Genomic DNA, 20,472 nt, shown 5'->3' with positions numbered 1-20,472 from the left:
GCTAAGGTGAACGCCCCACTCGGATGGCTCCGCTGAGTACTTGTTATGCCAGAACTTCCTGAAGTAGAAACCACTCGTCGCGGCATTGCGCCCTATCTTGAGGGGCAGCGCGTCAGCCGGGTGATTGTGCGCGAACGGCGGCTGCGCTGGCCGATCCCCGAGGACTTGGATATTCAGCTGTCCGGGCAGCGTATCGAGTGCGTTGAGCGGCGTGCCAAGTACCTGTTGATCAAGGCCGAAACCGGCAGCCTTATTAGCCACCTAGGGATGTCCGGCAGCCTGCGCCTGGTCGAATGTGGCCTGCCGGCCGCTAAGCATGAGCACGTGGATATCGAGCTGGAGTCCGGACTGGCCTTGCGCTACACCGATCCACGCCGCTTCGGCGCGTTGCTCTGGAGCAGTGATCCGTTGGGCCATGTGCTGCTGAGTAAGCTGGGCCCGGAACCCTTGACCGATCTGTTCGGTGGCGAGCGCTTGTTTCAGCTGTCGCGCGGTCGGGTTATGGCGGTCAAACCCTTCATCATGGATAACGCCGTAGTGGTCGGCGTGGGCAACATCTATGCATCGGAGGCGCTATTTGCCGCCGGTATCGACCCGCGCCGTGAAGCGGGCTCTATATCGCGGGCGCGCTATTTAAAGCTGGCGACCGAGATCAAGCGCATCCTCGCCCATGCCATTGAGCGTGGCGGCACCACATTGCGCGACTTCGTTGGCGGCGATGGGCAGCCGGGCTACTTCCAGCAGGAACTATTCGTCTATGGCCGTGGCGGCGAGTTTTGCAAAAACTGCGGCAGTACCCTGCGCGAGATCAAACTGGGCCAGCGCGCCAGTGTTTACTGCCCGCACTGCCAGCGTTAGACCGGTTTAGCTGCTTAGGATTTGCTGCTGCGCCATGGCGAGACTGAGCCGAACACAATAATAAGAAACACCGAGGTCTTGATGTCCGCTAACTATCTGCCCCGTAACCCATTGGCTGAGTGGGTGGGGCGCACCGCTTTAAAGCTGCTGGGCTGGCGTGTTGACGGCGAGCTGCCGACGCTTGATAAGTTTGTTGTCATTGGCGCGCACCACACCTCCAACTGGGATTTCGTGATTTTTATCGCGGTGAAGTTCGTCCTGCGCCTGAATGCTCGTTGGTTTGGTAAACACACGATTTTTCGCTGGCCTTTTGGCGCGCTGATGCGTCTATGGGGCGGTATCGCCATTCGTCGTGAGCGCCAAGGCAATATCGTTGAACAAGCGGTGCGGGCGTTTAGCGAGCATGAGCAATTTGCGCTGATTTTGTCGCCAGAAGGCACGCGTAAAAAGGTTGAACGCTGGAAAATGGGCTTCTACCACATCGCCCAGGGCGCAGGCGTGCCGATCGTTCGTTGTGCTCTGGACTACCAGAATCGGCGAGTGTTTATCGGGCCGATTTTTATACCGACGGGGGACGAACCAGCTGACCTCGACACGATCCTGGCGTTTTACCGTCCATTTATCCCGAAAAAACCTGAATATGCCTTTTATGGGGATTGACGGGCGTCACGCTGACAATTGTTAATGCGCTGTTATAGTTAGTCTCACCGCCTCCTAATAGCTGAAGGATCGCCCCATGAAACTGTTCCGCTCAACCGCTGCTGCTCTGGCGCTGACCACTGGCCTGCTGGCGTTGCCAGCTCATGCTGAGGTAGCGCAGCAGAACACTAGCGGCGACCCTCTTTATACGGCCAACGCTCCAAAAGGCTATTCGATGATGGGTGACCTGCTGATCGCGCGGCCATTGCTGATCGGGGCAACTGCTATTGGCGTTGTGGCTTTTGTAGTTAGCCTGCCGTTCACTGCCCTGGGTGGCAATGTGGGTGAAGCCGCTCAATCGCTGGTCGTTGAGCCAGGTAAAGAAGCCTTTGTGCGCTGCCTGGGTTGCACCACCAGCGGTTATCGCCAGGACTGATAGCGTTGACTATGCCTGGCTACCGATTCAGGCTGGCGGCCAGGTGTGATTAAAGTGAGGCCCACCAGCAAGAGAATTACTGCGGTGCGTCCGGTTTGACTATCGCAGTGCCGATGCCTCTCGGGTCACTTGCCGCCTCAACACTCCCGTCCTGTTTGTCCCAGAACAGTACCTGCTGATTACCGTACTGTCGGCCTGTCGACTTTAACTGATGCCCCAGTGCGTTTAGCGCCGAGCGTTGTGCTGCGCTGAATGTGTCTGGCTCGTGCTCGATCAGGTCTGGACGGTACTGGTGGTGATACCGGCTGACGCTGGGCCAGCGGTCGATTGGCTGCTGATCCAGATACTCCAGCATCGCCAGCAGCACCATGCTGGGAATCCGGCTGCCGCCCGGCGTGCCGAAGCTGGCAAAGTCTTGACTGCTTTCGATAAAGCTCGGGCTCATGCTCGACAGTGGCCGTTTGCCGGCGGCAATGCTGTTGGCCTGACTGCCGCTCAGGCCATAGGCATTAGCACCTTGCACATCGGCGGCAAAGTCATCCATCTCATTGTTCAGCAATACCCCGGTACCCGGTACGGTGAAGGCCGCACCGAAGGGTAGGTTGACTGAGAGTGTCGCGGCTACCCCATTGCCCTCGGTGTCGAGCACCGAGAAGTGGGTGGTGTGATCGCCTTCTTTCCAAGGGTTGCTCGGCGGTAGACTGTCGCTCGGAGTGGCGTGATGCGGGTCGATGCTACTGGCCAATTGCTTCAGGTAGTCAGGGGCAAGCAGCTGGCGTGCAGGATTGCTGACAAAGTCGGGGTCGCCCAGTAAACCGCGATCACGATAGGCGCGCCGCAGGGTCTCGACGACCAGGTGGGTTCGCTGCACTGCGTCGGCCTGCCGCCAGGGTAGTTGCTGCAGCATCAGCAGGCTTTGCCCCAAGGCAATGCCGCCCGCTGACGGTGGCGGTGCGCTGATCAGCTCGCGGCCTTGATCAAGCTGGACGCGTAACGGCTGGCGTTCAACGATGCGGTACGCAGCCAGGTCGCTTAATGACCAGATGCCGCCTGCAGCTTGTACCGCCTGGACGAGTGTTTCGGCGACCTTGCCGTCGTAGAAACCTTGATGGCCCTCTGCGGCCAATTGCTCCAGCGTCAGGGCCAGTTCGGGTTGGCGCAGTAGGCTGAACTCTTCCGGTATTTCCCCTTTTTCGAGGAATAATCGCGCGGTTTCTGCATCATTGCGCATGGCCTCAATACGCCAGCTCACGCGCTCGCGATATACCCGGTCGATGCTGACGCCGCTGCGGGCCAGGCGAATGGCTGGCGCTAGCGAGTCGCGTAGTGGCAGGCGGCCGAAGCGTTCTGCCAGTTCCACCAGGGCTGCCGGCAAGCCGGGGATGGCGGCAGCTAGTGCGCCGTCTAGGGACAGTTTTTTGTCCACTTTGCCATCGACTTTGTACAAGTCGGCATCGGCTGCCAGTGGCGCACGTTCGCGCGCATCAAGGAAGCGATAAACTGGCGACTCGCCTGCTTCACGCAGCAGAAAGAAACCGCCGCCACCCAACCCCGAGCCGTAAGGTTCGACCACCGCCAGGGCGGCGCTGATCGCCACAGCCGCGTCAAAAGCATTACCGCCTAACGCCAGGGTTTCCTGGCCCGCCACGGTGGCGGCGGGATGCGCCGTGGCAATAGCAATGCGTTCAGGCTGAGTGGCGGCCTGCAGTTGCAAGGCACAAAAGAGGCCAAGCGCACCGAGTAGGTTGCGCCAGAGGAGGGGGCCGCGTATCAAGCGGCCGATCTTCATGCTTTACCAGTAATGATCAGGTACTTCTGCATCAGCTCATCCTTATTCTCGACATTGTTCTCGTCGAGTGGAATGCAGTCCACGGGACAAACCTGTTGGCACTGTGGCTCGTCGTAGTGGCCGACGCACTCGGTGCACAGGTTGGGGTCGATCTCATAAATTTCTTCGCCTTGGGAAATGGCGGCGTTAGGGCATTCGGGCTCGCAGACGTCGCAGTTGATGCAGTCGTCGGTGATGATCAGTGACATGAAATAACCACTCCTGCTGCAACACAGGGTTGCAGCCTTGAAAGACGCTTAGAGGCGATGCTGCAAATTGTGCCGTATCACGGCCGCGCATGCACGCGGCTTGCCTCGCTGTGCGGCTTAGCGTTTGAAGCGTTCGTTCAGTGCGGCGGCCACAGCCGGGTGCACGAAGTTGGAGATGTCGCCGTCCAGGGCAGCGATTTCTCGTACTAGCGTCGAGGAAATAAACGAGTATTTTTCCGATGGGGTGAGAAATAGACTTTCCACGTCGGGAACCAGCTGGCGATTCATATTGGCCAGCTGGAACTCGTATTCAAAGTCGGAGACTGCGCGCAGTCCACGCAAAAATACGTTGGCTCCTTGCTCCTTGGCAAAGTGTGCGAGCAAGGTAGAGAACCCCACCACCTCAACGTTGGGCAGGTGTTTGGTGACTTCCTGGGCCAGCTCTACGCGTTGCTCCAAGCTGAACAGTGGGTTCTTCTTCGGGCTGGCGGCTACCGCAATAATTACGCTGTCGAACAGCTTCGCGGCCCGCTCGACCAGGTCGCTGTGCCCCTTGGTGATGGGGTCGAAGGTGCCTGGGTATAACACTCGATTCATCGTGACGTCCTGGCGGGTCCGTTGGGGAGTCGGATGGTAGCGCAGTGATTCATCATGGCCAAGTCGGCTGCGGCTGAACAAGACTATTCACGGGCGCAGAGCGGCCCGTGAATACCTTGCCATCAGCTAGTTTTCAGGCGCTCGGCAAGTTTTGTCGCGAGTTTGGCGGTTAGGCCATATATCGACAGCTGTGGGTTGGCGCCGATGCTGGTGGGAAACAGCGAGCCGTCATGAATCGACAAATTGCTCAGTTGATGGTGACGACCCAGGCTATCGGTCACCGCGTGCTGTGGGTCTTCACCCATGGCGCAGCCACCCATCACATGGGCGCTGCCCAGGCGGGTGCGGTAGAGCTCCAGGCTAAGGCTGTCGATCAGGCTTTTCGCCTCGCCCAGTGTTTTCACGTAACCGGCGTCAGCATGCAACGGCAGCACGGCTTTAGCGCCGGCAGCGAACTGGACCTCGGCCATGGTATGGAACGCACGGCGTATCCCGTCCCAGGTGTAATCAGTCATCTGATAGTCGAGCACTGGGCTGCCATCACCGCGCAGCTCGACTTTGCCTTCAGCGCTGTTCGGGTGAAAACCATCGCGCATAAGGGCTAGCATCACATTGGTATTGGGTAACTGCTCCATGCGCATGGCGTTGTCGATGCCAAAGCGGCCGAGCATCGTGGCAGTGATGGCGGGTTGTAGCGGCGGCACTTCGAGCTTGTAGGACAGTCGCCCGGCTGCGCCGTCATCCCACTGGAAGTGGTCGGAATAAATTGACTGCGGCGCGCCATAGAACGGATTGATCACCTGCTCGAACAGCGCGGCCGAGAAATTCACCAAGTGCAGGTAGGTGCGTTTACCGGTGCGTTGATGCGGATCGGGAGCGCCCGAGCGCATGAGGATGCCCGGCGTGTTGATGCCACCGCCAGCGAGCACGTAGTGCTTGGCCTTAACGGTGATGCGGCGGCCGTTGGGCGTGACACTGCGTTCGTCCATGCCCAGGCATTCGATGCCCGTGACCTTGTCGCCCTCGAGCAGCAGGCGTTCGGCGCGCGCCAAATAGAGCAGTTCACCGCCTTTTTCCAGAGTCGCCGGAATGGTGGTGACCAGCATCGACTGTTTCGCGTTGGTCGGGCAGCCCAGACCGCAATATCCAAGGTTCCAGCAGCCGCGCACATTGCGCGGAATCACATGCCATCCATAGCCAAGTTTTTCGCAGCCGCTGCTGATCACGGCGTTGTTGGCGTTCGGTGGCACGGCCCAAGGCGCGACGCCCAAGCGTTGTTCCATCTGCTCGAACCAGGGCGCCATGTCTTGCGCGCTGTGACCTTTGACGCCATGTTCCGTGGCCCAGTGCTCTAGGGTCTGCGTGGGTGTTCGAAAGCTTGAGGTCCAGTTGATCAGCGTGGTGCCGCCCACCGCGCGACCCTGCATGATGGTAATCGCGCCATCCTTGCTCATGCGGCCGATGCCTTCTTGATACAGCTCGGCGTAGGCCTTGTCTTCGAGCATCTTGAAGTCGTCGCTGGTTTTAAGCGGGCCTTCCTCGATCAGCAGGACCTTAAAGCCTGCGGCGCTGAGGATTTCAGCTGTGGTGCCACCGCCTGCGCCGCTGCCAATGATGGCGACGTCGGCGTCAAGGGTCAGGTCGCTGTCCAGTTGCGAACCGTTATAGGTTTTCCAGCCGCTGGCCAGGCCTTGCTTGAACATGTCGGGTACAGGCATTTCGGATTCTCTTATGGTGCTGGACCGGCGTGCGGCTGTGCGATGGGTGTCGCAGTGCTCATCCCATCCTGCTTATGTATGGTTTTAGACAGTCGGTGGGCCGGGGTAGCCGCAGTGCGCCCACGACTCGGCGCGGCTGTACCAGCTCATCATCACCAGTTGCAGCAGTGAGGCATGGCCCATCTTCAGCTGCGCAAGAGAGCTGTTCTGCCAGCGTTCAAGAAATGCCACAACATCTGCCGGCGCTGCGTTTTGCCAGCTGCCCCATACGCCGGTGAGTGGCCCGCGGGTGAGGGGTAGAGTCAGCACATCGAACAGCTGTACGGTCAACTTGAGCAGTTCGGGCGACAGGTGGTTGAGGCTGTAATCAAGGTTCTCGATTGTGGCGCTAATAGCCTGCGGCATTTGCGCTGGAGCCACCGCGCCGGCAAGCATCACGGGTATCAGTGCTTGCAAAAAAGGCAGGTCAGACTCGCGAATCACCGCAAAGCCGGCTTTGGGTGTGTTCGCCGAACAGCCGCTGAGGGTGGCAGTCAGCCCTGCTGCTCCGAGCAGTGCTGTGCCCAACAGACCGACCTTGAGCAGGCTGCGGCGTGACAGGTTTGGCGAATCAAGCGTGGTGTCGTGCATTTATTGTTTTCACCCGATCAGGCCACTGCCCTGGTATGCCAGGGCAGGATGAAGTTAACGAACGAACAGTTTGTACACCAGTTTGTGTAGGGCTTTGCCGTAGGGCGGGTAGATCATTTTTGCAGCGTTGAAACGCTGCTTGATGAATACGCCCTTGGCCTTGCTGAAGGTCAGGAAGCCTTCATGGCCGTGGTAGTGGCCCATGCCGGAAGGGCCGACACCGCCGAACGGCATGTCGTCTTGGGCCACGTGCAGCAGGGTGTCGTTGAGGCACACGCCACCGGAGTGAGTCTCGTGGAGTACGCGTTGCTGTTCGCTCTTGTCATAGCCGAAGTAATAGAGCGCCAGCGGGCGGTCACGTTCGTTGATAAAGGCAAAGGCATCTTCCAGCTTGTCGTAGGGGATGATCGGCAGCAGCGGGCCGAAAATCTCGTCCTGCATCACCTTCATCTCATCGGTCACATTCAGCAGTACGGCATATGGCATGCGCCGACCCTGGGCGGCAGGGTAAAGCGGGATGACGGTAGCGCCCTTGCTTTCGGCGTCCTGCAGGTAGCCATTGAGGCGCTGCTGCTGACGCTCGTTGATGATTGCGGTGTAATCCGGGTTGTCCGCAAGCGTCGGGTAGAAGCTCTGCACCGCCGTGCGGTAGGCCTCAACAAAACCATCTACGCGGTCTTTCGGCACCAGCACGTAATCCGGGGCCACGCAGGTCTGGCCAGCGTTCATGGTCTTGCCGAAGGCGATACGCTCGGCTGCATCAGCCAGGGGTACGTCAGCACTGACGATGGCCGGCGACTTGCCGCCCAGTTCCAGGGTGACTGGCGTAAGGTTCTCGGCGGCGGCGCGCATCACGTGTTTGCCGATGCTGGTGGCGCCGGTGAACAGCAGGTGATCGAACGGTAATTTGGAGAAAGCCATGCCCACTTCGGCTTCGCCCATGACTACGGTCACCAGGTCCTCGGGGAAGACCTTGGTCAGCAGATCCTTGATCAGCTGCGAAGTCGCTGGGGTCGACTCGCTCATCTTGATCATCACCCGATTACCGGCTGAGAGTGCGCCGACCAGCGGGCCGATGGCGAGAAACAGCGGGTAATTCCACGGCACGATCACGCCAACCACGCCGAGCGGTTGGTAGATCACCCTGGCGGCGGCCGGCATAAATTGCATGCCGACACTGCGCCGTGAAGGTTTCATCCACTTCTTGATGCGTTTAGTGGCGTAGTGGATGCCATGCAAGCTCGGCATCAGTTCGGCAAGCAGGGTTTCATCGGCGCTGCGGTTGCTGAAATCCTGGCTGATGGCGCTGATCAACGCTTCCCGCTCGCTGCTGAGTAGCTCGCGCAGCGCGTTGAGCCACTGAATGCGCTGTTCCGCCGAGGGCATGGGGTTGGCTTTGTATGCCTGGCGCTGACGGGCAAAGCTGCTCTCCAGCTGGCTGATTTGCTGTTGGCTGTTGTGCAGGCTTTGTTCGAGATAAGAGACGTCGGCGACCATCATGCTGCTCCTTGGCGTTCTGGCAATGCGGTGCCTCAGATGAATTGAGACGACTGCCAAAAAGGTATGCTGGATTTTTAGAGCAATTGCTCTAATCTGTCAAATAACCTGTTGCGATCAGCCGACGAGCGCATATCAGTGAACTGAGCACCTTTGCTTGGGTTCGGCGCTGAGTAGCTCTTTAGGCGTGTGTGCGTGTACCTTTGCCGGGCTTTTGAATTGAGAATATTCCGCCTATGTCAGCCCCACTGAAAACCCGCGAACGCATCATTCAGGGTAGCCTGGCGCTGTTTAACGCCCAAGGCGAGCGTAGCGTCAGCACCAACCACATCGCGGCGCACCTGGGGATTTCACCGGGCAACCTGTATTACCACTTTCGCAATAAGCAGGCGATCATCGCTGAGTTGTTCGCCCTTTACGAAAGCCAGGTGGATACCTTCCTGCGCCGCCCTGAAGGCCGTACGCTGACTGTGCAGGACAAGACCTTCTATCTGGAGGCTCTGCTCGCGGCTATGTGGCATTACCGCTTCTTGCACCGCGACCTCGAGCACCTGCTGGAAAGCGATGCCGAGTTGGCTGAGCGTTACCGAATCTTTGCGCAGCGCTGCCTGGTGCAGGCGCAGTGCATCTATCAGGGGTTTGTCGAAGCCGGCATCTTGTTGATGGATGCGGCGCAAATCGAGGCGCTAACTCTCAATAGCTGGATCATCATGACGTCCTGGGTGCGTTTTCTCTGCACCACCCGCGGTAACCCCGGCGACCTCAGCGAAGAAATGCTCCGGCGTGGCATCTACCAAGTGCTGGCGCTGGAGGGAGGCTACACCGCCCCGCAGGCTCGTGAGGCGGTGGAGGCGTTGTACGCTAGGTTGCATGTGCCATTGGATAGAATTGTTCGCTGACTAAGGCCCCGGCAGTGCTTGACCATGCTCGGCTGGTTGTAGCTGAGCTGCCTGTCTTGGAAGCGGAGCAGTTTAGTGTCGGCGAGGCGCGTACACTAGATGCTTTAATATCTTATTCGCGTGTTGCGAAGTTACTGATTTGCATAAAATTAATGCAGTGTTGTCTGCAGATTATTGATCTTAAGTTTATATAAATCGTTGTTGCTTTTGGCGTCATTTAAATGGCGTTAGTGGTCGTAAGTTAGTTTGCTCTATGTGCCAGTATTGTGAATAATGGCGCGCCTTTATCGCGCTCTATTATTACAAAGTGAATGCGTAAGGCGTATCTAAGGATTTGTGTTAGGGATAATCAATTCAGCTTATGACCTTCAAGACTTTCCGCAAATATTTGCTGCCATATTTTGTTGGGCTATTGGCTGGTTTTTTTGGATCCTCCTCTTGGGCTTCTCAATCTCCAGGCGCGCCGCAGAGTGTCGCCTTCTGGTATGCCATCAACCCTCCTTTTAGTGAGCTCGCCCAGTTTGACTGGAGTGTGCTCGAGCCCGCGCATGTCCAAACAAAAGACATTGAGTTTCTGAAAGCGCAGGGTAATCAGCCATTTGCATATTTATCAGTCGGTGAGTTTGACGGTGACGTGACCTCGCTGGGGCAAGGCGCGCGAACCTCGACAGAAAAAAATGTGCGCAACCAGGCCTGGAACAGCCAGGTGATGCGCTTAACCTCACCCGTTTGGCGGGCGCATCTTTTAGCGCGAGCGGCATCACTGCGCAGTCAAGGCTATGTGGGCTTGTTTCTCGATACCCTCGATAGTTTCCAGCTATTGCCCGAGAGCGAGCGCGAGAACCAGCGTGTTGCCCTTAGAGATTTCCTGGTTGAGCTTCAGCAGCGCGAGCCCACCTTGAAGTTGTTTTTTAATCGGGGTTTTGAGGTGCTACCCGAGTTGCCAGGCGCTGCCGCAGCAGTAGCGGTGGAGTCAATTCATGCCGGCTGGGATGCGTCGCGGCGCTCATACCGGGTGGTCCCCCAGGCTGATCGTGACTGGCTTGAGGGGCACTTGCAGCCATTACGGGCCCAGGGTATCCCTCTGGTAGCGATTGACTACCTGCCGCCTGAGCGACGACAGGAGGCGCGTGAGCTAGCCAGGCAATTACAGGCTGAAGGTTTTATCCCGTTCGTTACGCTACCTGATCTCAACTATCTGGGCGTCAGCACTATTGAGGTTCAGCCGCGTCGAATTGCATTAGTGTTTGATCCTCGCGAAGGGCCGATTTACGAAAATGCGGGGCATACCTCCTTGGCAGGCCTGCTGGAATATTTAGGTTATCGGATCGACTATCTTCCGGCTGATGCATTGCCAGTCGAGCCTATGAGCGGCTTATATGCAGGCGTTGTGACCTGGATGACCAGCGGTTCGCCGGCCAATGCGCAGGCCTTCAATCAGTGGCTTTTAGCGCGTATTGATGAGCAGGTTCCGCTGGCGATTTTTGCTGGGCTGCCGACAGAAAATGCTGGCGTACTCAAGCGTTTGGGGCTGCGTTTCAGGTCTACTCCGTTGAGCGGCAAGGCCGAAGTTGTTGAGCATGATGCTGCGTTGCTGGGCAGCTTCGAAGCCCCTTTGGTCGTTCGTATTCGCGACCTTCCAGCGCTGACCACGCTCGAAGGTGGCCCGCAGCCTGCCTTGGCGCTAAAAGATGAAGAAGGTCGGGTGTTCACCCCCGTAGTGCTTGGGGATTGGGGGGGCTTGGCGCTTGCTCCATATGTATGGGAGGAGGGTGCTGATCAGCGCCGCTGGATCCTCGACCCTTTTGCGTTTATTCAGCGTGCGCTGCAATTGCCCTCGATCCCCCGGCCTGATGTGACCACCGAAAATGGTCGGCGCGTTGCGACTGTGCACATCGATGGCGATGGTTTTGTCTCACGCGCTGAGATTCCCGGTACACCCTACTCGGGCGTGGCGGTACTGAAGGATTTCATTCGGCCTAACCCCTTTCTGACCTCTGTCTCGGTGATCGAGGGTGAAGTAGGTCCGCGGGGGATGTATCCCCACCTTGCGCGCGAACTCGAGCCGATTGCGCGGGAGATTTTTGCCGACGACAAGGTTGAAGTGGCGACACACACGTTCAGTCATCCGTTTTTCTGGCAGCCGGAGCGGGCGGCAAAGCGTGAGGATTTTCAGGCCGAATACGGTTTAATGATGGCCATCCCCGGCTATAAAGAAATTGATTTCAAACGTGAAATCGAAGGCTCTCGGGATTACATCAATCAGCGTCTCACCACGGCTAAAAAACCCGTAAAAATGGTGTTCTGGTCAGGTGATGCCATGCCCGATGCAGCAACCATCAAGTTGGCCTATGACAATGGTCTGGCCAATGTTAATGGTGGCAATACCGCGCTGACTAACGCCTACTCTTCGCTGACGGGTCTTTACCCGCTGATTCGACCTACAGCTGGCGGTATTCACTATTACGCGCCGGTTATAAACGAGAACGTTTACACCAATCTATGGACTGGCCCGTATTACGGGTTTCGCGGTGTAATGGAAACCTTTGCCCTCACCGATAAGCCGCGCCGGCTTCGCGGTCTTCATCTTTACTACCATTTCTATTCGGGCACCAAGCAGGCCTCCATCAGGGCTATGCATGATATTTATCGCTCTATGCAGGCTGAAAAGCCCATTTCTCTGTGGATGAGTGATTACATTCCACGCATGCATGGGCTGCATCAGGCGAGCCTGGCCAAGCAAACTGATGGCAGTTGGCAAATTCGCGCCATGGACGGTTTACGTACTGTTCGCCTTGATCCGCAGTTAGGTTGGCCCGATCTGCGCCGCTCTCAGGGTATTGCCGGTGTGCGTGATATACCGCAAGGGCGCTATGTTCACCTCAGCAGCGATAATGCGTTGTTAGTGCTACGAGAAGACCGCGATAGTCGCCCGGCTCTAGAGGAGGCCAGCCTGCCATTGCAGGCATGGGACTATCTCGACGATAAGCGAGTGCGCCTTTCTTTTGCCGGTAATTTACCGCTGAGCTTCAGTGTGCGCGCGGCTGGCCGCTGCAGCCTGGTAGTGGCGGGTAAAACATACGCGGGTGTGCAACAGCAGGGGCTATGGCTATTTGATGTACCACAGACGCAGGTGCGCGATGCTCAACTCACCTGCCGTTAAAACCCGGCGTTTGCTCAGTCCTTGGGCACTCTTGCTGGTCGCACTCTTAATTGGCGGGTTATTGGTCCTGGTCTATAAGGGCGAAGATGTATTCCTGCCCGATGGCAAGCAGCCCGATGCTGTTTCCATCAACTATTCCGAACTTCTGCTTGAGGCGCACCCGCAGGATCAGGCGTTGCGTTTGACCCTCATTGAACAGTTGATTGCCCTTGGTGATTATCCGCGGGCGCGCAGTCATCTGCTGATGCTCGATCGAGAGGAAGTCGAAACCCTGGGCTTTTACCAGGCTGAACTGGATACCCTGCAAGCATTGGCCGACCCGGCGGGTATTGAACCTTCGCGTAAGCGTCAGTTGATTGAATTGTTTACCGCAGTCGAGCGCTCACCACTGTCCGACGCACAAAGGTTGCGTATCGCCAAGTACGCATTGGCGTTGGGCGCTCCGGGCATAGCGGCGCCTATTTACGAGCAAATGGCCGAGCGTGATCCAGACCGTCATGCCGAGTGGCTCGGAGAAGCCGCTAAGTGGTATCAGGCCAGTGGCGAGGCGGAGCACGCTGCGGGCCTTTATTTGCAGTTAATGGAGTCTGCCGTTACTGCAAAAGAGCGAAAGACTTATCTTGAGCAGGCCTTCTACAGCTTCTTGTCTGCTGATCGCAGCGAGCGTGCGGCTGAATTGCTGAGCCTGCACATGTCAGATTTAGCCGAAACAGATACCGTTTTGCTGGATGCTGCAGTGAGGGCTTCAGTCGGTAGCCATCGTTTTGATCTAGCCGCTTTATTTGTCCAGCGCTGGCGCACCTTGTTGCCACAAGACCCTGAGGCATTGGCGGTGGAGATGCGTCTGCATCTAGCCGCCGGTGATCTTGAGCGTGCCTGGGCCACGGGGCAGGTCATGCTTCAATCCCGTCCTGATGATCTTGAGTTGTTGACACAAATGGCCCAATTGGCAGAGTGGACTGCCCGGCCACAAGACGCCTTGCGCTATTGGGTAAGCGCCCTGCAGCTAAAAGAAGACAGCACCATTCGTGAGCATTCCTGGCGTCTGGCCGCCCAGCTGTTTGATTTTGATCAAGCCATTCCTTTATTGGCGCAGTTGGCTCAGCAGCGTCGGCTCTCCGATGAAGAGCTTGATGCGCTGGTGTACAGCCACCAATCACGCGGTACGCCTGAGCAAGGCGAGACCTGGTTGCGTAACTATTTGCGCTTTTATCCAGAGCAGAAGATAGCGTGGGTGCGTCTCCAGCAGATCTTGGAACATACCCTGCAGTATGACCAGGAGTCTCGAGTATGGGCTGAGATGGATAAGCGCTTCGGCCTGACTATCGCCCAGCGGGTCAGTTGGGCAGAGGTAGATTGGAAGCGATTTGATGTGCCTGCCGCATGGGCCACGCTGAATGCGATCGAACCTGACCAGGTGGAGGCCGATGCCTACTGGCGCTTGCGCGGCGACCTCGCGTGGGAGCTAGAGCGAGACGATGATGTGCGCATTGCCTATGAGCGGCTGTTGGCGCTGGGTGTGGCGTTGGGAAGCAATGCTGAAGAACGTCTGATTTTAATCTACACCAAGCAGGCACCCGAAAAAGCCCTGGCGCTGTTGATCGAGAGCTGGCAGCGGAGTGCAGATCAGCAGCGCTTGAGCAGCGCCTTAAACTTGGCCGAGCAACTCGGTGAATGGCAGCAGCTGCAAGCTTTGGTCGATCAGGCCAGTCGCCTGCCCAATGGTGCCCGCGTGTCCTCAGTGCTGAGTGCCCGCGGAGTGCTGGCCAGCCGCGCAGGGCGAATTGCTGAGGCCGAGCGTCTCTACCGCATGGGTTTGAGTCTATATCCGCGGCAAAGTGTGTTTCGTCAGCGTTTGCTTTGGCTGTTTATTGATCAGGACCGTAAAGACGAGTTACCGGTATTACTGGAGCAGTGGCAAAGTTTGGCGGCGGATGATGGTGGGCTATGGTTGCCCTTTGCCAGTGCCAATATGCTATTGAACCGAACTCGGCCTGCACTGGCTTGGTTCAGTGTGTACCTGAAAACGAATCCTCGTGACTGGCTGGTCCAGTCCGCCTATGCCGATGCGCTGGACAGTGCGGGCTATGCGGATAGAGCTATGCGCCTTCGCGCTTTCTTGGTTGCGCAGATCAAGCCCGTACAACTGGTCGGCAACCCAGAACGCTACAGCATGTACCTGCGCCTGTTGGCAAGTACGCAGTCACTGCGCAGCGCCAACCGGCAAGCACTGAGCTGGCAGGATGGCTCGTTGCCAATGCTACAGGTCTGGTTCACTCAATTCCTCGATCAATTAGACGCTAACAATCAGTCTGCGTTGAAGGATCACTGGATCGCTTGGGCGCGCAGTCAAGGATTGACCGTCAGCCGTTATGAACAGTTGCAAGAGGCGCTGCGCAATCAAAATCGTAATCAGTTGGAGCGCCTGCTCGCGGCAGGTGGGCTTGATCCTGCGCAGCGAGTCGAGACGCTCATGCGCCTTGCGCGCAGCGGCGCTGCGCTGGGCGAGGGCTTGGCTAATTTGTCTGATGAGCAGGCCTCAGTCGTACGTCAGCAGTTACTGCGCCAGACTGTGGAGCTGCACGAGCGCACGCCTCAAGGCGTGCAACTTGGTTGGCAGCAGCGAGACTTTGGTGGGCTTGAATTGTCCGGTCCGACACTGCAGGTAGCCCGCCATTTAGGCAATGACTGGTATGCGGACCTCAATCTCAGTCAAGGTCAATACGATGCAGATAGCCTCGACAGCCGGGTGTTGGGGACTGAGAGTAACGTCAAGCTGATGCTGCAGCGTGAGCAGCGTGATGGTGCTTACGCCCTCACTCTCGACGGTAGCTTGCGTGACGACGAGGACCGCCTTGGCTTTGGCGTGTCGCGGTCATGGCAAGTGTCTTCGCGTGACGAGCTACAGATCGAATTGGACTGGCACCGCGAGACCGACCAGGGCGGCTTGCTGCGTGCGCTGGGGATGCGTGACAGCCTGCGCTTGGGCGGACGTCACAGTTTATCGGCGCGCGACCAGCTCAACTGGTCATTGGGTCATCAGCGCTTTGCGACGCGCCAAGGTGATGCTGTCGGTAATGGCGAGGAACTCAATGTTGAGCTGACGCACGCGTTGTTTTTTGAAGGGCCGACGTGGCTTCTGCGCAGTGGCATGAGTTATCAGAAAAATCGGGTAGTAGATCAGCTCAATCCTGACTTACTCACCACGCGAGTGTTAACTATCAACGCGGGTACTGATGATGAAGATACGAACACTGAACCGGCTGAAGGTCCGCTGAACATTGAAGGGGCAGTGGGTAGCGATCTACTGCAAGACCGCTTTGGTCAGCTCTATATCGGCAGCACCTGGCGCCGTGGTTTTCCCGGCGCACTCAACCGTGGACGCGCTCAATACACCTGGCTGATAGATGTGCTTGCAGGCTGGCAGTGGACCGAGCAACAGTTTAATTACGCAATAAACACCGGCGTGGGAATGGAGGTGTTGGGTGATGACGAATTGGCCTTCACTTTCGGCTTTCAATCGGCACCGCAAAATACCGGTGGCGAGCCAGGTGGAACTTTTGGTGTGACCTACAGCGCCCGTTTCGGGCGTTGATCAGAGATTTAACAGGAGAAACGAACGATGTTATCCATTCGCTGCCTGGCCCTGGTGGCCGTTGCACTGTTAGCCACGGGCTGCTCCAGCTTTACTCGCGAAAGCGGTGAGACGTTGCCGCGTGACGCTCAGTGGGGGCTGTTGCCGCTGATTAATTTCTCCCAGGCGCCGCAAGCCGGTGAACGCAGTGAGCAGATTCTGCTCAGCGTTTTGGCAGAAGAAGGCCTGCGGCCGAGGATGTACCCAGTTGTGACGCAGAGCGAGATGCCGTTACTGGATGATCGCGAGCGCTTCAATCAGGCATTGGAGTGGGCGCGTCAGGAAAATCTCGACTACGTCGTCAGTGGCAGCGTCGAAGAATGGCAATACAAAAGCGGTCTGGATGGTGAGCCAGCGGTCGGTATCAGCCTGCAGGTTATCGAGCCGAATACGGGCCGTGTGGTCTGGAGCAACAGCGGCGCGCGCGCCGGCTGGTCACGCGAAAGCCTGGCAGGCACAGCGCAAAAGGTTTTACGTAAGCTTGTTGGCGACCTGACACTCGAGTAATGGGCATGGAATCGGCGCACAAGGACTTTACCCTGGCTCCACGCGCCAGTACGCGCGTGTCATGGCTGGAAACACTCTTATTGAGCGGGCTGGGCCTGGGGCTGGGCTATTGGCTGTCGCCCCAAGACCCGCTGCTTGTCCACAACACCTTCCCTTGGTTGGTGCTGGCACCCTTGCTGCTAGGTATGCGCTACGGCTTTGTACATGGCCTAGTCAGTGCAGTTTTACTAGTGCTGGCATTATTCGCCTACCGCACTGGCGGTTATGCGGTTTATCAAGATATCCCCGAGTCGTTTGTTGTCGGGGTCTTGGTCAGCGGTATGTTGGTGGGGGAGTTCCGCGATATCTGGGAACGTCGCTTGGAACGTCTGGACATGGCCAACGATTATCGGCAGTTACGCCTGGATGCCTTCACGCGTACGCACTACATCCTGCGAATCTCTCACGACCGTCTTGAGCAACGGGTGGCGGGTAATGATCGCAGCCTGCGCAGCTCGCTGCTGGGCTTGCGCAGTCAATTGCGTGCTCTGCCCCATGGCCATGATTCCCTGGCCACCCTGGCCGAAGCCATCATGAACTTGCTGGCGCAATATGGCTCGTTTCGAGTGGCAGGCCTTTACCGTGTCACGCCTGATGAGCAGATCGAGTTGCAACCACTGCACACCTTGGGCGTTTGCAAGCCCATGCAGGCTGACGATTTGCTGGTGCGGATGTGCCTCAAACGCGGCGAATTGGTCAGTGTGCGCGAAGACTTACTGGAGCGCGGCGAGAGCCGCGAGCACTCGCAGTACCAGGTTTGTATTCCGCTGATTGATACGGAAGGTCGCCTATTAGCAGTACTGGCTGTCGAACAGATGCCATTTTTCTCTTTTAACGACCGGACATTAAGCCTGTTGGCGATTCTCGCAGGTCACGTTGCCGACCTGTTACTGAGTGATCCGCAAGCGCTCCAGCTCGATGACAGCGATGCCCAGATATTTAGCCAAAACCTCAAGCGTTGCCTGCATGATGCCCGGCAGCATGACCTCGATGGTTATTTGCTGGGTTTTGAAGTCAGTCAGTCAGCTCATCGCGCAGAGTTGCTGAACCTGATTGAAAGCAGCCAGCGCGGTCTGGATTTGCACCTTAAATCAGCCGATCAATCTAATCCGTGCGTATTGGTGCTATTACCGCTTACTAGTGCGGAGGGCGCACAGGGCTACTTACAGCGGTTACACACCATGCTGACTGAGCGCTTTGGCTTGGACCAGACCCTAGAAAGCTTGGGTGTTCGCACCCATCGTTACGACATCGGTGTTGGACGAGAGCGTGAAGCGTTGCATCACTTCCTTTTCAATGAGTGTGGGTTCAATGATCAGCAAGTGGCTGTTTAGCGGCGCCGTTGTCTTTGAGTTAGGTAGTTGGGCGGCGTTATTGGATCGCATGTCGATCGAGGCCGCTACGCTTCTGTTTGTCTCTGCTCATGGTATGAGCAGCATTTTGCTGACGGCAGGTGTGTGGTTATTGCTACCCCGTCGTTATAAGTATCCCCTGCCGTGGAGTCCGCTGTTTATCTTCAGTCTGTCATTTTTTGTGCCTGTGCTGGGCGCTATTGGGGTCGCTGCTGCGGTCTTTCCCGCGCTGTACATGCCGCGCTCGCAGAAAGAAAAGGCCTGGGATTCTATGGGTGTGCCGGACCTGCCGTTTCGCCCTCAAGAACGTAACCGTGAACTGATGTTCCACGACGGCGGCTTGCAAGATGTGTTGCGCCATGCGCCTAACGCACAGAAGCGAGTTACGGCATTATTTGCTACTCGCCGAATGCCCAATAAAGACTCGATCCCGATCCTCAAGCTGGCGCTGCGCGACCCTGCGGACGACGTGCGATTGCTGGCCTACTCGATGCTTGATAAGCAAGAGGGCGATATCAACCACCGCATTCAGATTTCTTTGCAGCAACTTGACGAGGCCTCTGGCACTCACAAAGCAGCTGTGCATGCCACCTTGGCCCGATGGTATTGGGAGCTGGCATATCTCGGGCTGGCCCAAGGCAGTGTGCTTGAGCATGTGCTCAGGCAGGCCCGCGAGCATGTCGAGAGCGCTCTAGAGCTGGGGGCAGGCGATGGTGTGCACCTATTGGCGGGGCGCATCGCAATGGAGCTAGGCGACTTAGACCTTGCGGAGCAGCATTTGATGGAGGCCCAAGTGGCGGGGATCGATGTGGAAAAACTACTGCCTTTTCGGGCTGAAATCGAATTTTCTCGTGGCGAATACGGCGCGATTGCTGAGCAGTTGCGACAGCTCCCCGAGGAAATGCTGCAGCGCCCGCCTTTTGCAGCCTTGGCGAGATATTGGTTATGAAAACGCCTGCTACTGAGGCTCCTGTTGCAGATATCTGCCTGCTACTGGAGGGAACCTGGCCTTATGTTCGGGGCGGGGTGTCGAGCTGGGTCAATCAGCTGATTCTTGGCTTGCCTGAGCTGACGTTCTCGGTGTTTTTCATCGGTGGGCAAAGTGAGGCCTATGGCAAGCGGCAATACGCCATTCCAGCCAATGTGGTGCATATCGAAGAACACTTTCTCGAAAATGCCTGGAGGCCGGGCGATGCAGTGGTGGCTGCCAAGCGAGAAGGCCCGCGCAAGCTCATGCGCGATATGCATACATTTCTGCACCATCCTGACACCCCCAGCCTTGAACAGGGTCAGGCGATGCTGGAAAACCTAGCGAATGGTGTCATGAGCCTGGACGATGTGCTGCATAGTCGGGCGAACTGGGAGGCCATCACCGAAGGCTATATGCGCCATTGTAGTGATCCCTCTTTTGTTAATTATTTCTGGACGCTGCGCACCATGCAGGCACCATTGGTGATGCTGGCCGAAGCTGCTCGCCGGCTACCCAGAGCGCGAATGCTGCATTCTATTTCCACGGGTTATGCGGGGCTACTGGGCAGCATCCTGCAGCATCGATGGAAGTGCTCATACGTCATCAGTGAACACGGTATTTATACCAAGGAACGCAAGATTGACCTGGCCCAAGCCAGCTGGATTTCTGAAAGCCCAGATGAAATGCTGCGTACCGGCCTGGATGACGAGGTCAATTATATTCGTCGCCTGTGGATTCGTTTTTTTGAGCGAATCGGCTTGCTGGCCTATCGCTCCGCGGACCCGATCATTGCTTTATATGGCGGCAATCAGAAACAACAAATTACCGATGGAGCCGACCCTACTCGCACGCGGGTGATACCCAACGGTATCTCTATGGATGCCTGGAAAGACGCCATGCAGCTGCGACCCGAGGGTATTCCCAAGGTTGTGGGGTTAATTGGTCGAGTGGTACCGATCAAGGATGTAAAAACATTTATCCGCGCCATGCGTGGCGTGGTTAGCGCGATTCCAGAGGCTGAAGCGTGGGTCGTTGGACCGGAGGAGGAGGATCCTGAGTATGCGCAGGAGTGTCACAACCTAGTGCTTAGCCTGGGCCTGCAAGATAAGGTCAAATTTCTCGGTTTTCGCCAGATCCACGAACTGCTACCCACGCTGGGCATGATGGTGCTGACGTCGATCAGCGAGGCTCAGCCGTTAGTGATTCTTGAAGCCTGGGCTGCTGGTACGCCCGTTGTTACCAGTGACGTGGGCTCCTGCCGTGAGCTAATCGAAGGCGCGCCCGGCGAAGACAGTGAGCTCGGTCTTGCCGGTGAGGTAGTGGCCATCGCCGACCCGCAAGCGACTGCCCGGGCTATTGTCGAGCTGCTGAATAATCCGCAACGCTGGCATGCTGCCCAGGCGGTTGGGTTAGAGCGGGTTAACCGGTTCTATACCGAAACACTAATGCTAGAGCGCTATCGCACCCTGTACCGCGAAGCCATGGAGGCTGTTTGA

Annotated in this window: 16 protein-coding genes; 10 read left to right on the top strand and 6 right to left on the bottom strand. The window is 57.3% G+C overall.

The window, feature by feature from the left end; all coding sequences use genetic code 11:
* Positions 1-45 precede the first annotated feature (45 nt).
* From mutM to BMZ32_RS05930, 3 genes are all read left to right on the top strand, one after another.
* Positions 46-858, top strand: coding sequence for a bifunctional DNA-formamidopyrimidine glycosylase/DNA-(apurinic or apyrimidinic site) lyase (mutM, locus tag BMZ32_RS05940; protein ID WP_090240508.1), 813 nt, complete (start codon positions 46-48; stop codon positions 856-858).
* 81 nt (positions 859-939) lie between these two features.
* Positions 940-1,518: a lysophospholipid acyltransferase family protein gene (locus BMZ32_RS05935; RefSeq protein ID WP_090240506.1), complete on the top strand. Its 579-nt coding sequence runs from the start codon at positions 940-942 to the stop codon at positions 1,516-1,518.
* A 76-nt stretch (positions 1,519-1,594) separates the two neighbouring features.
* Entirely contained in the window at positions 1,595-1,933 is a 339-nt protein-coding gene (locus BMZ32_RS05930) for a multidrug transporter (RefSeq protein WP_090240505.1), read from the top strand.
* 76 nt (positions 1,934-2,009) lie between these two features.
* Here the strand turns inward: BMZ32_RS05930 and ggt are convergent, their stop codons facing one another.
* The 6 genes from ggt to BMZ32_RS05900 form a co-directional block, all read right to left on the bottom strand.
* Positions 2,010-3,722 carry a gamma-glutamyltransferase gene (ggt, locus tag BMZ32_RS05925; protein ID WP_090240503.1) on the bottom strand — a complete coding sequence of 571 codons (1,713 nt, stop codon included), beginning with the start codon at positions 3,720-3,722 and terminating at the stop codon, positions 2,010-2,012.
* Positions 3,719-3,970: a YfhL family 4Fe-4S dicluster ferredoxin gene (locus BMZ32_RS05920; protein ID WP_090240501.1), complete on the bottom strand. Its 252-nt coding sequence runs from the start codon at positions 3,968-3,970 to the stop codon at positions 3,719-3,721. The genes ggt and BMZ32_RS05920 overlap by 4 nt, the downstream gene beginning before the upstream one ends.
* A gap of 117 nt (positions 3,971-4,087) precedes the next feature.
* Positions 4,088-4,567 (bottom strand): pantetheine-phosphate adenylyltransferase, encoded by a 480-nt coding sequence (gene coaD, locus BMZ32_RS05915; protein ID WP_090240500.1) that lies wholly within the window; start codon positions 4,565-4,567, stop codon positions 4,088-4,090.
* Positions 4,568-4,689: 122 nt separating this feature from the next.
* Positions 4,690-6,285: a GMC family oxidoreductase gene (locus BMZ32_RS05910; protein ID WP_090240498.1), complete on the bottom strand. Its 1,596-nt coding sequence runs from the start codon at positions 6,283-6,285 to the stop codon at positions 4,690-4,692.
* A gap of 84 nt (positions 6,286-6,369) precedes the next feature.
* Complete coding sequence (locus BMZ32_RS05905; RefSeq protein WP_090240497.1) at positions 6,370-6,915, bottom strand: twin-arginine translocation pathway signal protein; 546 nt, start codon at positions 6,913-6,915, stop codon at positions 6,370-6,372.
* Between the two features lie 54 nt (positions 6,916-6,969).
* Positions 6,970-8,412: a coniferyl aldehyde dehydrogenase gene (locus BMZ32_RS05900; protein ID WP_090240495.1), complete on the bottom strand. Its 1,443-nt coding sequence runs from the start codon at positions 8,410-8,412 to the stop codon at positions 6,970-6,972.
* 236 nt (positions 8,413-8,648) lie between these two features.
* On the opposite strand from BMZ32_RS05900, the gene BMZ32_RS05895 reads away from it, so the two are divergent.
* From BMZ32_RS05895 to pelF, 7 genes are all read left to right on the top strand, one after another.
* Positions 8,649-9,311 (top strand): TetR/AcrR family transcriptional regulator, encoded by a 663-nt coding sequence (locus tag BMZ32_RS05895; RefSeq protein WP_090240494.1) that lies wholly within the window; start codon positions 8,649-8,651, stop codon positions 9,309-9,311.
* A 361-nt stretch (positions 9,312-9,672) separates the two neighbouring features.
* Positions 9,673-12,474, top strand: coding sequence for a bifunctional glycoside hydrolase/polysaccharide deacetylase family protein (locus BMZ32_RS05890; protein ID WP_090240492.1), 2,802 nt, complete (start codon positions 9,673-9,675; stop codon positions 12,472-12,474).
* Positions 12,452-16,069 (top strand): tetratricopeptide repeat protein, encoded by a 3,618-nt coding sequence (locus BMZ32_RS05885; RefSeq protein WP_090240491.1) that lies wholly within the window; start codon positions 12,452-12,454, stop codon positions 16,067-16,069. Before BMZ32_RS05890 ends, BMZ32_RS05885 begins: the two co-directional genes overlap by 23 nt.
* 27 nt (positions 16,070-16,096) lie before the next feature.
* Positions 16,097-16,615: a penicillin-binding protein activator LpoB gene (locus BMZ32_RS05880; RefSeq protein WP_090240489.1), complete on the top strand. Its 519-nt coding sequence runs from the start codon at positions 16,097-16,099 to the stop codon at positions 16,613-16,615.
* Positions 16,616-16,620: 5 nt separating this feature from the next.
* The gene (locus tag BMZ32_RS05875) at positions 16,621-17,988 is read left to right on the top strand and encodes a PelD GGDEF domain-containing protein (protein WP_090240488.1); all 1,368 of its coding nucleotides are present in this window, start codon (positions 16,621-16,623) and stop codon (positions 17,986-17,988) included.
* Entirely contained in the window at positions 17,966-18,955 is a 990-nt protein-coding gene (locus BMZ32_RS05870; protein ID WP_090240486.1) for a tetratricopeptide repeat protein, read from the top strand. Before BMZ32_RS05875 ends, BMZ32_RS05870 begins: the two co-directional genes overlap by 23 nt.
* Positions 18,952-20,472: a GT4 family glycosyltransferase PelF gene (gene pelF / locus BMZ32_RS05865; protein ID WP_090240485.1), complete on the top strand. Its 1,521-nt coding sequence runs from the start codon at positions 18,952-18,954 to the stop codon at positions 20,470-20,472. Before BMZ32_RS05870 ends, pelF begins: the two co-directional genes overlap by 4 nt.

The organism is Pseudomonas guineae, assembly GCF_900113745.1.
Taxonomy (GTDB): domain Bacteria; phylum Pseudomonadota; class Gammaproteobacteria; order Pseudomonadales; family Pseudomonadaceae; genus Aquipseudomonas; species Aquipseudomonas guineae.
Note: the sequence above shows the minus strand (reverse complement) of the source record. Positions and strands in the feature narration are given on the sequence as shown.

Coding starts and splice junctions, on each gene's coding strand:
- mutM (WP_090240508.1), top strand. CDS start 46: ATGCCAGAACTTCCTGAAGTAGAAACCACTCGTCGCGGCATTGCGCCC.
- BMZ32_RS05935 (WP_090240506.1), top strand. CDS start 940: ATGTCCGCTAACTATCTGCCCCGTAACCCATTGGCTGAGTGGGTGGGG.
- BMZ32_RS05930 (WP_090240505.1), top strand. CDS start 1,595: ATGAAACTGTTCCGCTCAACCGCTGCTGCTCTGGCGCTGACCACTGGC.
- ggt (WP_090240503.1), bottom strand. CDS start 3,722: ATGAAGATCGGCCGCTTGATACGCGGCCCCCTCCTCTGGCGCAACCTA.
- BMZ32_RS05920 (WP_090240501.1), bottom strand. CDS start 3,970: ATGTCACTGATCATCACCGACGACTGCATCAACTGCGACGTCTGCGAG.
- coaD (WP_090240500.1), bottom strand. CDS start 4,567: ATGAATCGAGTGTTATACCCAGGCACCTTCGACCCCATCACCAAGGGG.
- BMZ32_RS05910 (WP_090240498.1), bottom strand. CDS start 6,285: ATGCCTGTACCCGACATGTTCAAGCAAGGCCTGGCCAGCGGCTGGAAA.
- BMZ32_RS05905 (WP_090240497.1), bottom strand. CDS start 6,915: ATGCACGACACCACGCTTGATTCGCCAAACCTGTCACGCCGCAGCCTG.
- BMZ32_RS05900 (WP_090240495.1), bottom strand. CDS start 8,412: ATGGTCGCCGACGTCTCTTATCTCGAACAAAGCCTGCACAACAGCCAA.
- BMZ32_RS05895 (WP_090240494.1), top strand. CDS start 8,649: ATGTCAGCCCCACTGAAAACCCGCGAACGCATCATTCAGGGTAGCCTG.
- BMZ32_RS05890 (WP_090240492.1), top strand. CDS start 9,673: ATGACCTTCAAGACTTTCCGCAAATATTTGCTGCCATATTTTGTTGGG.
- BMZ32_RS05885 (WP_090240491.1), top strand. CDS start 12,452: ATGCTCAACTCACCTGCCGTTAAAACCCGGCGTTTGCTCAGTCCTTGG.
- BMZ32_RS05880 (WP_090240489.1), top strand. CDS start 16,097: ATGTTATCCATTCGCTGCCTGGCCCTGGTGGCCGTTGCACTGTTAGCC.
- BMZ32_RS05875 (WP_090240488.1), top strand. CDS start 16,621: ATGGAATCGGCGCACAAGGACTTTACCCTGGCTCCACGCGCCAGTACG.
- BMZ32_RS05870 (WP_090240486.1), top strand. CDS start 17,966: ATGATCAGCAAGTGGCTGTTTAGCGGCGCCGTTGTCTTTGAGTTAGGT.
- pelF (WP_090240485.1), top strand. CDS start 18,952: ATGAAAACGCCTGCTACTGAGGCTCCTGTTGCAGATATCTGCCTGCTA.